This is a genomic window from Kaistia sp. UC242_56 (assembly GCF_044452255.1).
In the GTDB taxonomy this organism is placed as follows: Bacteria; Pseudomonadota; Alphaproteobacteria; order Rhizobiales; family Kaistiaceae; genus Kaistia; species Kaistia defluvii_A.
The window spans coordinates 1112489-1125128 of sequence record NZ_JBIOAN010000002.1; the positions used below are offsets into that span (position 1 = coordinate 1112489).

Genomic DNA, 12640 nt, shown 5'->3' on the forward strand with positions numbered 1-12640 from the left:
GCTATTCCACGAATACCGTGACGCGATCCGACCTTCCGGCCGAATCGACCACCGACAAGGTAACAAATCCCGGCCCGTCCGGCTCCCAGCTTTCGGCCCGCGAAAACGGCGTCTGCGCGATCGGCACGCCATTGGCGAACCAGGTGAAGGGAGGCTGGCCGTTGCGGATCTTGATCATCAGCGGCATCGGATCGCCGGCGCGGATGCCGAGATCGACCTGGACGCCATCGGGCGGGAAGGCGATCTGTGGCGTGTCGGGCGCCTTGTTGGCCAGCGTATCCGTGCCGCGGAAGCGCTTCAGCGGCGCCGGCAACTCGCCATTGGAGGCGATCAGCGCGCCGCGCGGGGCGGGCGGCAGCGGCGCGCGCTCGCCGCCCATCTTGTCGAACGCCTCGAACAGCACCGGCGCCGCCGTGCCGATGCCGGAAAGGCCGGAGACGGGCGCGCCGTCGGCCCGGCCGGCCCAGACGCCGATCACCGTGCGCCCATCGAAGCCGATCGACCAGGCGTCGCGATAGCCATAGGAGGTGCCGGTCTTGTAGGCGATGCGGCCGCGCGCGCCGATGGTGGGTGGCGGCACATCGGCCAGGATGTCGGAGACGTACCAGGCGGCCAGCGGATCGAGCACCGGCGCGGTATCGGCCGAGACGACGATCGGTACCGGCTCGGGATGCAGCGCCACCGGCCGGCCGCCGCGCGCGATCGCCGCATAAACCGAGACGAGATCGCGCAGCGAGATGCCGACGCCGCCGAGACCGACGGCGAGGCCCGCCGCCGACATGTCCGGCAGGCGCGGATTGGCCGCCGCGCGCTTCAGCCGCGCGATCAGCCGCGCCGGCCCCACCGCGTCGAGCACCTGCACGGCGGGGACGTTGAGTGATTGCGTCAGCGCGTCGTGGATCGTCACCGTGCCGCGATAGAATCCGTCGAAATTGACGGGGGCGTAGCCGGCGAAAGCCGAGGGCTTGTCCTCGATCAGGCTCTGCGGATGGGCCAGGCCCTGCTCGAAGGCGAGGCCGTAGATCAGCGGCTTCAGAGTCGAGCCGGGCGAACGTACCGCTTCCGTCATGTCGACATAGCCATTGCGGCCGTCATCCATGAAGCCGGCCGAGCCGACGGAGGCGAGGATGTCGCCGGTGACCTGATCGGCCACCAGAATGGCGACCGAGGCCTTGGCGCCGACTTTTGCCGCGCGCGTGCTGGCCAAGGTTTCCAGCTTGGCTTGCAGGCGGCCATCAAGGGTGAGTTTGATCACGGGATCGGCGGGATGGCGCTTGCGCGCCTGGTCGCCCAGATGCGCCGCGAGCATCGGGAACGGCTTTCTCGCTTCCGGAATGCGTTCGGTCTTGGCCGAGGCGGCGGTCTCTTCGTCCAGGATGCCGGCGGTTACCAGCCGGTCGAGCACGCGGTCGCGCGCCGCCTTCGCCGCCTTGGGATCCCGATCCGGCCGCCGCGCCTCGGGCGATTGCGGCAAGGCGACGAGCAAAGCGGCCTCCGCGATCGTCAGCCGGCGCGGCTCCTTGCCGAAATAGGCGAGCGTCGCGGCGCGGATACCTTCGAGATTGCCGCCATAGGGCGCCAGCGCCAGGTAGAGCGACAGGATCTGGTTCTTGTCGAGCTTCTGTTCGAGCGCCCGTGCATGGACGATCTGCTTCAGCTTGCTTTCCGCCTGGCGGGTCGAGCCGCCCTGGACGAGGCGCGCGACCTGCATGGTCAGCGTCGAGCCGCCGGAAACGACATGGCCGTTGCGCAGGATCTGGCCGCCGGCGCGGGCAAAGGCGCGCCAGTCGACGCCGTGATGCTCGTCGAAGCGGCGATCCTCATAGCCCTTCAGCATGGTGAGGAACATCGGATCGACGTCGGCAAGCGTCACCGGCAGCCGCCAGCGTCCCTCGGCGATCGTGTAGGGCCGAAGCAGCGTGTCGCTGCGGTCGACAACGATCTGCGAGGTCGGGACCTCGGCCGGATCGGGCACCGGCGGCAGGGTTTTGTCGATCTCCGCCAACACGCCGCCAAGCCAGGCATAGGAGAAGAACGCCACCAGCCCGAGCGTCAGCCCCCCAATGGCGGCGCGGCGGGGCAATTTGGATGACAGCCGATCTTCCCCCTCTCCCGCCGCGCGGGAGAGGGCAGGGGTGAGGGTCTTTCCATTTCTCTTCGTCGGATGAGCGAAGGCAAGCAAGCCCGTCACCCAACCCTCTCCCGCAGCCAGGCGAGGGCTTTCCGGCACATCCGGATCCGGCTTGCCGTTCATGGCTGCCGCCTGTCGAGGCTCGGCGCAAATCCCACGCTCTCCGTCAGCCCCGCGAAGGCGGGGACCCATTCAGCCGGAGGCTTCGGCTGCATGGATCCCGGGTCTTCGCCCGGGATGACGGCGAGCTTGGTCATGCGCATCGCCCGCTCACTTCGTCGTCGTCGGTCCGACGATCTCGACCGAGCCGGTGTCGGTATGGGCCTGGCGGTCGGGGTCGTACATGTCCTCCACCGTCGCTGCCGGATGCACGAACTGGCCCGGCGACACCGCGCGTACGCCATAGGCGACCGAGAATTCGAGCGGATCGCCCGCCGAGCGCGTCACCGCCGCCACGAAGCGGTCGGTGCGGGCCTCGGTATGCGCGACATTGGTCTCGACCTTCAGCCACTCATAGGCCGACGTATCGCCCGAGCGCGAGATGTTGGGGTTCTCGATCTCGAAGCCGGCCGGCAGCGGATCGACCACCATAAGGCGTCCGAAACGCTGCTTGTCCGCCAGCACCCGCAGCACCACTACCAGCCGGTCGTTCTGGCCGACCGTCGTGGGGTCGGCCTCGCTGCCATCGGTGTTGAAATAGCTGCGCGTGATGGTGAAGCCCTCGCCGCCGGCCGGTTCCGGCGTCGCCGGGATGCCGGTCAGAGTCAGCGCCGCATCGAGCGCCACGTCGCTGGTGTTCTCCACGACCAGCGGCCGCGGCGACACGTCGGAGCCGAGCAGCTTGCGGTAGAGCGGCACGTCGGCGGTGTTGCCGTCAACATCGATCGAGGCCTTGCTCAGGTCCGACATCATCGCGGCCGCCGCCATCAGCATCCAGCCCTGCTCCTGGGTCGAGATGTAGCGGCGGTTGTCGCGGGTGGTGGCGACGTCGTCGACCAGGGTCTTGACGTCGAAGCGCTTGTCGTCGCTCTCGGCGACCAGCGTCAGCACCGCCGCCTTGTCGCGCAGGGTGGAGCCATAGTCCTCGCGCCCGGCCAGCATCGGGCCGTAATGGCGCTGCAGGTTGTCGATCGCCACCTTGAGCACCGAGCCCGAACGGGCCTTGTCGCCATAGAGGGCGAGGGCCGCGCCGATCTGCGCCTGCGCCAGCGGCGTGGCGAAGTTGTTCAACTTGGATTCGGCGTAATAGCGCAGGTCGCCAATCGCCGCCTTGCCGTTGCGCGCCAGCACATAGAGCGAATAGGCGATCGCCTCGCCGCCCTTGTCGAAGTCCTGGGCGTAGCCGACCTTGTTGGAGAGGTTGTCGAGCGCGTTGTTGAACGCGACCTCGGGCACGAGATAGCCGGCCGCCTTCGCGCGGGTCAGGAAGTCCGTGACATAGGCGTCGAGCCAGAGATCCTCATAACCCGGTCCCCAAAGACCGAACGAGCCGGCCGAGGACTGGTTGTCCAGCACCTTGCCGATCGAATCCTGCAGGCGCTTGCGCAGTTCGCTGTCCTGCGCGATGCCGATCGTCGCCGCCACCTGGTTGAGGTAGAGCAGCGGCATCGCCTTGGACGTGATCTGCTCGGTGCAGCCATAGGGGTAGCGGTCGAGCGAGGCGAGGATCGCCGCCACGTCGAGCTTGGCCGAGCCGCCAATGGCGAGCGTCGCGCTGGTCGTTCCCGGGACGAATTCCGCAAAGGCGTATTCGTCGACGGTCAGCTTGTTGCCGGGCGCGAGCGAGATCAGCGAGCGTCGCGAAACCGGCTGGCCGGCCGGGCGGATGCCCAGCATGTAGCTGCGGTCGAAGGTCTGGCCGTTCTCGGGGCTCGCCAGGCTGACGGTGATCTGGTGGTCGCCGATGTCGACCGCCTTGATCGGCAGCGCGACCGTCATGCGGCCGGCCTTTTCCAGCCGGACCTGCTTGTCGGCATCGCCGGGATCGATCGCCACGCCGGGGGCATCGACGGTGAGCTGGTAATCACCGGCCGGACCTTCGACATTGTTGATCTCGACCAGGATGCGGCTCTGGTCGTCCGGCGTCATGAAGCGCGGCAGGCTGGCCATCACCACGACCGGATCGCGGATGATGACTTCCTTCTCGGCATGGCCGATGCCCTCCTTCGACCAGGCCATCGCCATGACGCGGACCGAGCCGTTGAAGTCTGGCACGTCGAAGGTGATCGTCGCCTTGCCGTTCTCGTCGACCTTCACCACGCCGGAATAATAGGCGATCAGCTTTTCGGTCGGCGGCACCGACTTCAGGCCGGGTGCGCCGCCATCACCGCCGGAGCGGAGACGGCCGGGAACACCCTGCATGCGGTCGATCAGCAGCCCGTAGAGATCGCGGATCTCCATGCCGAGCCGGCGCTGGCTGAAATACCAGCCGTCCGGGTCGGGCGTCTTGAACTGGGTCAGGTTGAGAATGCCGATATCGACGGCCGCGACCGTGACATAGGCCTCCTCGCCCTTCTTCAGATTGGCGAGCGTGACGGGGATGGTGAGGGGACCGCGCGGACGGATCTGGTCCTCGGTGTCGAGCTGGACGTCGATCCGGCGATCGGCCGGATCGACCGGCACCCAGGCGAGGCCGAGCGCACGCGTCGGCATGCGCTTGGCCTGGACGTCCATCGGCCGGAACAGCGTGGCGGTCACATAGGCGCCCGGACCCCAATTGGCCGTGACCGGCAGGTCGACCGTGGTGCCGCCTTCCGGCACTTCCACCGTCTTCATGTCGATGACGCGGTCGTCGATCACCATGATCTGCGCGATGCCGGGGAAGCGCGGATCGAGCCGCAGCTTGGCGGTGTCGCCGGGCTTGTAGTTTTTCTGGTCGAGCGAGACGGTCAGCATGTCCGGCGTCTCGGAAGCGACCGAGGCGTCGACATACCAGCCGGCGTCGAAATTGTAGCTCGAGGAGGTCGGTGCCTCGCCGGCGAGCGCCACGGTCAGGCGGAAGCGGCCCCAGTCGACCTTGCCCTCGATGGTGGCGGGCTTCGAAGCGTCGAGGTCGACGGTGCCATTGGCGACGCGGGTCGCCGTGGTGATCGCCTCATACTTCCAGGCGCCGTCGCGGCGATACCACTGGTAGTTCGTGTCGAGCTTCTCGATCTGCCAGGTCGCGCCCTTGGCGTCGATGCGCTTGCCGTCCGGGCCGATCGCGATCAGCTCGAAGCCGGCCGCCGCCCCTTCCGAGACGCTGCCGTCGAAATTCGGTTTGATGCCGATATGCGGCTTGGTGCCGTCGGCCGGCAGCGACAGCCGGCGCTCGACGGCGCGGCCATTGGTGTCGGTGACGCGAACGACGATCTCGGCGTTGAACAGCTTGGTCGTCTCGGGCAGCGTCGGCACGGTGGCGTCGAAGCTGGCCTCGCCCGCATCGTCCGTGACGGCGCTGGCGCCGAGCGAATCCCGCACGCTTTCGACCGGATCGTCGGCGAGGCCGAAGGAGAAGCCAGGATAGTCGGCGCTGGTGCTGATCGGCGTCGCAATGATGTCGCCGTCGACGCCGAGGCCGATCGCCTTGGCGCCGTAGAGATATTTGGCGGTCAGCTGGATCGGGAAGGTGCCGCCGGAGGTCAGCCGTTCGGCCGTTGTCTTCAGTTCGAAGGCGATCCGCTCGGGCTCGAAATCGTCGACCAGGGCCGATATTTCGGTCAGTGCCGCGCCATCGGGATCGGCATAGAGCTGGAAGCGCCAGGCGCCGCGCTGGGCGCCGTCGGGAATGGCGACGTCATGGCTGTAGCCGCCCTGGCCCTCTTCGGTGAGCTTGGTGCGCAGGAATTCGACGCCATCGGGACGATCGACCACCAGCGTCAGCGGCAGGCCGTTGACGGCCTTGGCCTGCGCGTCGCGCAGCAGCGCCGTCAGATGCACCGTCTCGCCGGGGCGATAGATGCCGCGCTCGGAGGTGAAGAACGTGTCGAGCGGGCCGGGCGCGGGGCGGCCATCGACGCCGCGATCGGTCAGGTCGAAGGCGGTCTTCTTCATGTCGAGGAAGGCGTAGTCGCCGGCCGCCGTCTGGGCGACGAGCAATTGCGGCGCCATGCCGCCCGTGCCGCGCGCCAGGCCCGGCTCGAAATGCACATAGCCGTCGGCATTGGTGGTCGCTTCGCCCAGTACTTCGTCATTGGTGGCGACGAGCTTGACTTTCACGCCGGCCAGCGCCTGCGCCGTGTTGAGCGAGCGGATCACGGCATGGACGCCGTCATTGCCGGAAAGAGCCGACAGGCCGAGATCGGAAACGATGAACCATTGCGTGGCGAGCGAGGAATCATAGCCGCCGTCGCTGGAGCCCTTGGTCGCCGCCTTGGCGGTGATGACGTAGACGCCCGGTTCGATGGTCTTGACCGCGTCGCCGATCGGGATCGCCGTGGTGATGTTCTCGTTCAGCTTCTTGGCGCCGACCTCGATCTGGCCCTTCCAGACGGAGGTACCCGACGTGTTGGCGATCTGGCTGGCCGAATAGCTGTCGAGCTGGCGCAGGAAATTGCCGTCGCGCACGGCGATGGCGATCGAGCGATCGCCGATGCGGTAGACCTCGGCGTCGATGAGGTCGGTGTTGATGCTGTCGATCGGGATGGAAGCGCCCTGGCCGGCGGGCAGCACATAGGCGTTGCCGGCAAAGCCGACCCAGGGGGCGCGGTCGCGGATATAGCTGGAGACGGAAGCCGTCTGCGCCAGCTTCTCGCCATCCGCGGAGGGCAGGCCGGCGCGGAAGCGCAGGGTATAGCGCTGGCCGTGCTTCAGCCCGTCGACGCAGATCTGGCTGTCCTGCGGTTCGACCGCCAGGCCCTTGCCGCCCTCGACGATCACATAGTCGGACAGCGTGGTGTCGGCGACGGGCAGCGGATCGGAGAAGACGACGCACATGCGCGGCGAGGCGGCGTCGGCATCGACCGTGTTCGAGACGATGCGGAAGCCGCGTTCGGCGATCAGCTTGTCATAGGCGGCGCGGAATTGCGGGTCCTGCTTGTATTCGAGGCTGAGGCGATAGGCCTTGATCGCCTGCTTCCACATCTCGCGCCGTTCCAGCGAATGGGCGAGCAAAGCGAGCGACAGCGCCTGGTCGCCGGCGCCGTCGGCGCGCAGATAGGCGTTGATGGCGGCGGAGGTGGCGGCGGCCAGGACTTCCTGGCGCTGCGAATAGTCGTCCGGATTGCGCTTCAGCAGGCCGAGCGCGAATTCGCGCCAGATGCCGGCGTCGTCGGGGGCGATCGCCAGCATCGCGCCGAGATCGCGTTCCAGCTCCGTCGTGTTGCCGTTCGCCCGCGCCCGGTCGGCGCCCTGGCGGATCGTGTCATAGCCGACGCCATGCGAGGGATAGTCCCGCGCCAGCGTGTTGAGCTGCGCCTTGGCCGCCTCGAAGGGGGAGGGGCCGAGGAAGGTCAGTTCCTCGATGCGTTTTTCCTGGGTGGTCTTGTCGATCGCCTTGGCGACGACGATGCGGCCGGCCGTGGCGCCCGGCGCGACGGCGAGGCTGCCGAAATCGCTCTTCAGGAAGCACCACTTCGCCTTGGTATTGTAGGTGAAGGCCTTGCAGGACTGGTCGTCGACGCAGGCCGTGGCGCAGGCTTTCTGGTCGATATCCTTGATCGTCTGCAGGTCGAAACCGGGATAGTCGGCGTCTCGGCTGATGATGACGCGGCGCGCCTCGCCATCCTGCGCCTGCGCCGGGGCGGCCAGCCCGCCCAGGGAAAGCGCCAGGCCGAAAGCGAGCCCCAGCATTCGGCTCGCACCGCGAATTCCGCCCATAGCGCGCATGTCTCTCTCCCGGAGGCCGTCCTTACCAAGGCGCGCAGTCTAGGCGTCGGAAGGCTTCAGGTAAAGCTGCGGCATGAAGTTGGTTGTGCAGCTAAGTATATAGAATTGAATGGGAATAATTCTCGTCTGGCGCGTTTGTGATGCTGGTCACAGGAGCTGCGAGCACGGCTCATCCTTCGCCGAGCGCCGTCAGCGCAGTGATGGCGGCGGAGGCGCGGTTTTCGACTCCGAGCTTCTGGTAGACCTGTTCCAGGTGCTTGTTCACCGTGCGCGGCGACAAGCCGAGGATCTCGGCGATGTCGCGGTTGGACTTTCCGCGCGCGATCCACAGCAGAACTTCCGCCTCGCGCTGGGTCACGGTGAACTGCTTGCGCAGCAGCGCTTCCTGGCCCTGGTCGTCATCGCTCGACAGGCGGAACAGGAACTCGTCCTCGCCGGTCTTGCCGACAAAGGCGAGCTGCAACTGCCTGCCGCCTTCGACGGTGATCGGGCCGGGTGGTGCGAGGCCGCCGCGCTGGCCGGCCGAGATGCGCAGCCAGATCTTGACGCTTTCGGGCAGGTGTATGGTGCCGTCGCGGTTCGGCAGCGTCGCTTCCAGCAGCTTCACCGCCTGCGGCGTGCACCAGCGGATTTCGCCCTCGCGGTTGGCGGCGAGCAAATAGCGCCCGGCGGTATCGAGCGCCATGCGGGCGCTCTGCGCCGTGCGGGCATTGGCGAGATGGACGCGGATGCGCGCGAGCAGCACGTCGAGCACGATCGGCTTGGTGACATAGTCGACGCCGCCGGCTTCCAGCCCTTCGAGGATGTGCTCGGTTTCCGAAAGTCCGGTCATGAACAGGATCGGCACATGCGCCAGCGCCGCATTGGCCTTGAGCCGGCGGCAGGTCTCGAACCCGTCCATGCCCGGCATGACGGCATCCATCAGCACCACGTCGGGCGTGATCCGCTCGACCAGCGCCAGGGCGCGCATGCCCGAGGTGGCGACCAGAACGGTGGCGCCCGAGCGCTCCAGCGCCTCGGTGAGGAAGCTCAGCGTCTCGGGTGAATCGTCGACGACGAGGACGATGTCGCGGGCATGCGCCGTCTCATTCATGCTCGCCCACCCCCTCGAGCGTCGTCTGATACAGGTCGAAATCGAAATTGCGCAGATGCGTGCGCAGCGCCGCGACCAGCGGCTGGTTATCGGTCTCGGCCGCCAACTCGTCGAGCTTCGCCTCGATGCCCCGGACATAGCCGATCTGGCCCAGATCGAGAAGTTCCCGCACATGGTCGGCGCCGGGGCTGACCAGCGGCGCCGGCGCCTCGATCTTCGGCGGCGCGGGCGGCTCGTCGAGCCAGTCGAGCGAGAGCAGCGCCTGGATGCGGTCGAGCAATTGCCGCATGTCGAACGGCTTTGGCAGCGCAGCGTCATGCGCGGCGTCCTCGGCCGGCTCCGGCTGCATTTCGCCGAGGCTCGCCGACAGCATGACGATCGGCGCGACATGGCCGTTTTCGCGCAGCCGCCGCGCCAGTTCCCAGCCGGTCATGCCGGGCATGGAGATGTCGAGCAGGAACAAATCGGGCCGGATATCCGCCGTCAGCGCCAGGCAGGCGGGGCCGTCCGGCACCGGCAGCACGATGAAGCCGATCGGCTCCAGGATTTGGCGCACCAGCTCGCGATGGTCGGGGTCGTCATCGGCGACCAGGATGGTGCGCCGCGCGCCCTGATAGCCGAAGACGCGGCTTGCCTGCGGGGCGGGCGGGGCCGGGCGGTCGATCGCCGCCAGCATCAGCCGGACCTCGAAGGTGCTGCCGCCGCCCTCCGTCTGCCGGAGCGCAATGTCGCCGCCCATCAGCTGCGCCAGCATCTTGGTGATGGTCAGCCCCAGCCCGGTGCCGGGCACGGCGAGCGACTGCGAGCTGGCGCCGCGCTCGAATGGTTCGAAGATGCGTTCGATATCGGCGGCGGGAATGCCGGGGCCGGTGTCCTCGACCCGAAGCGTCGCGACCTGGCTGCGATAGCCGATCTTGAGCGCGACATGGCCGGTCTCGGTGAACTTGATCGCGTTGGAGAGCAGGTTGACCAGGATCTGGCGCAGCCGCTTCTCGTCGGTCGCCACCACTTCCGGCAAATTGTCCGGCCGTTCGAAGCGGAAGGCGAGCCCCTTCGCCTCGGCCTGGAAGCGGAACATGTCGACGACCTGGTCGAGGAAGTCCGTCAATCGGATCTCGTCGCGCTGCAGGCGCAGCCGGCCGGCCTCGATGCGCGAGATCTCCAGCAGCCCGTCGATCAGGCCCGAGAGATGCTCGGCGCTGCGGCGGATGACGCTGATATTGCCCTGCCGCGCCGGGGGAATCGTCTCGTCGCGCTCGAGGATCTGCGCATAGCCGAACACGGCGTTGAGCGGCGTGCGCAATTCGTGGCTGAGGCCGACCAGATAGCGGCTTTTGGCCTGGTTGGCCGATTCCGCCACCTCCTTGGCGCGCTGCAATTCGGCGTCCGTCTTCCGGTGCGCCTCGATCTCGCGCAGCAGAAGCGTCGTCTGGCGGGCCGATTCCTCCTGCGCCACATGCCGGCTCTCATTCGCCAGCACCAGGAACCAGGCGGCGATGCCGGAGACGATCAGCAGGATGAAGAAGGCGGCCCAGAGGGTCTGGGCGATGATGTCGCCATGCAGGCCGCCATAGGCGGTCGCCTGGACATGGATCAGAAGCAGCACGAGGCTGATCACCGCCATGAACAGGGTCAGGATCCCCGCATATTGCACGATGCGCGGGCTGACCCGCGCGGCGATGCCTGCCGGCAGGACGGCCGAAACCGCCTCGCTCACCTGGCTTTGTAGCCGCGCATGCGGCTTGCACAGATCATGGCAGCGCGCGTCGAGCGAGCAGCAAAGCGAACAGATCGGGCCGGAATAGGCCGGACAATAAGCGCTGTCTTCCGGTTCGAAATGGTGCTCGCAGACGGTGCACTGGATCTCCTTCAGCAGATGCCAGTGGGCGCGCGGCTTGCGGGCGAGGTAGTATTTCCCACCCGTTGCCCAGGCGATGGCGGGGGCCGTGACCAGGGCGACGCCGAGCGCGATGAAGGGCGCAAAGGCCTTGGCGACCTCGCCGAACAGGCCGACGGCCGAGATCAGCCCGAGCAGGGTCGCGATCGCCATCGCGCCGACGCCGACCGGGTTGATGTCGTAGAGATGCGCGCGCTTGAACTCGATGCCGGGCGGCGACAGACCGAGCGGCTTGTTGATGGCGAGGTCGGCGACAATGGTGCCGAGCCAGGCGACGGCGACGACCGAAAACAGCCCCAGCGTCTGCTCCAGCGCGCGATAAATGCCGAGTTCCATCAGCAGCAGCGCAATCGCCACGTTGAAGACGAGCCAGACGACGCGGCCGGGATGGCTGTGCGTCAGGCGCGAGAAGAAGTTCGACCAGGCCAGCGAGCCGGCATAGGCGTTCATCACATTGATCTTCAGCTGCGACACGACGACGAAGGCGGCGGTCAGGAACAGCGCCGCGTCCGTCCAGGGCAGCACATAGCCGAAGGCGACGACATACATCCGCGCCGGTTCGGCCGCGTGCTCGACCGGCACGCCATGGCGCAGCGCCAGCACGGCCAGGAACGAGCCGAATAGCAGCTTTGGCGCGCCGACGATGATCCAGCCAGCACCGGCCAGCAGCGTCGCGATGCGGCCGCGTCGCCCTTCGAGGCCTGCGGCCGGCAGGAAGCGCAGGATGTCGACCTGCTCGCCGATCTGCGGCATCAGCCCGAGAATGACGGAGCTGGCTGCCCCCAGCGCCACGATATCGAGGCCGTGATGGCCGTTGGCGGGCGCCAGGCCTTCGAAGGCGAACCAGGTCGCGACCGAGCCGGAATCCTGCCAGAGGATGAAGCCGACCGGCAGGAGGTTGAGGAAGATCCAGAGCGGCTGGGTGAAGATCTGGAAGCGGCTGATCCAGGTGATGCCATGCGTCACCAGAGGAATGACGGCGGCGGCGCTCAATATGTAGCCGAGCCAGGTCGGGATGCCGAAGGCGATCTCCAGCGCCGTCGTCATGATCGAGGCTTCGATCGCGAACAGGATGAAGGTGAAGGTGGCGTAGATCAGCGAGGTGACGGTCGAGCCGATATAGCCGAAGCCGGCGCCGCGGGTGAGCAGGTCGATGTCGACGCCATAGCGCGAGGCGTAGCGGGCGATCGGCAGGCCGGTCAGGAACAGCACGACGCCGACCACCAGCGTCGCGGCGATGGCGTTGATGGTGCCATGCGACAGGGTGATAGCGCCGCCGATCGCTTCCAGCGCCAGGAAGGAAATCGCGCCGATGGCGGTCTGGGCGACGCGCGGCGTGGTCCAGCGTCGCGCGCTCTTGGCGGTGAAGCGGAGCGCGTAGTCTTCCAGCGTCTGATTGGCGACCCAGCGATTATAGTCCCGGCGGACGGGTAGGATCCGCTGTCGTCCCGTCATCGCGCGTCTGCTTATCTTCTGAGCCTGCCTATGATTTGAGCGATGATGCGGGATCGGGGGCGGTGGCGCAAGGGCTTTTGACGGCCATTGGACGCGACGGATTGGTGCGCGGCGGCGGAAGAAAGACCCTCACCCCAGCCCTCTCCCGCAAGCGGGCGAGGGAGTTCTGCCGCGCTTGTCCCCACTGGAGTGATTTCCCGGCCGGTCTACACAAGTCTGGCCAGTCCTAACAACCGACGCGGCCGGCCCCCTCTCCCGT

Annotated in this window: 5 protein-coding genes; all 5 read right to left on the reverse strand. The window is 67.3% G+C overall.

Going from position 1 to position 12640, the window contains the following annotated elements; all coding sequences use genetic code 11:
* Nucleotide 1: 1 nt before the first annotated feature.
* The 5 genes from pbpC to ACHMWQ_RS08005 all read right to left on the reverse strand — a co-directional run bounded on the left by pbpC (nt 2) and on the right by ACHMWQ_RS08005 (nt 12381).
* Complete coding sequence (gene pbpC, locus ACHMWQ_RS07985) at nt 2–2083, reverse strand: penicillin-binding protein 1C (protein WP_396307040.1); 2082 nt, start codon at nt 2081–2083, stop codon at nt 2–4.
* Between the two features lie 167 nt (nt 2084–2250).
* Nucleotides 2251–2388: a hypothetical protein gene (locus ACHMWQ_RS07990; RefSeq protein ID WP_354552200.1), complete on the reverse strand. Its 138-nt coding sequence runs from the start codon at nt 2386–2388 to the stop codon at nt 2251–2253.
* Nucleotides 2389–2401: 13 nt separating this feature from the next.
* Nucleotides 2402–7936: an alpha-2-macroglobulin family protein gene (locus ACHMWQ_RS07995; RefSeq protein ID WP_396307041.1), complete on the reverse strand. Its 5535-nt coding sequence runs from the start codon at nt 7934–7936 to the stop codon at nt 2402–2404.
* Nucleotides 7937–8105: 169 nt separating this feature from the next.
* Entirely contained in the window at nt 8106–9029 is a 924-nt protein-coding gene (locus ACHMWQ_RS08000) for a response regulator transcription factor (protein WP_354552203.1), read from the reverse strand.
* A complete protein-coding gene (locus ACHMWQ_RS08005; RefSeq protein WP_396307042.1) occupies nt 9022–12381 on the reverse strand; it encodes an ATP-binding protein in 3360 nt (1119 codons plus the stop codon). Before ACHMWQ_RS08005 ends, ACHMWQ_RS08000 begins: the two co-directional genes overlap by 8 nt.
* Nucleotides 12382–12640: the final 259 nt, after the last annotated feature.

Coding starts and splice junctions, on each gene's coding strand:
- ACHMWQ_RS07990 (WP_354552200.1), bottom strand. CDS start 2,388: ATGACCAAGCTCGCCGTCATCCCGGGCGAAGACCCGGGATCCATGCAG.
- ACHMWQ_RS07995 (WP_396307041.1), bottom strand. CDS start 7,936: ATGCGCGCTATGGGCGGAATTCGCGGTGCGAGCCGAATGCTGGGGCTC.
- ACHMWQ_RS08000 (WP_354552203.1), bottom strand. CDS start 9,029: ATGAATGAGACGGCGCATGCCCGCGACATCGTCCTCGTCGTCGACGAT.
- ACHMWQ_RS08005 (WP_396307042.1), bottom strand. CDS start 12,381: ATGACGGGACGACAGCGGATCCTACCCGTCCGCCGGGACTATAATCGC.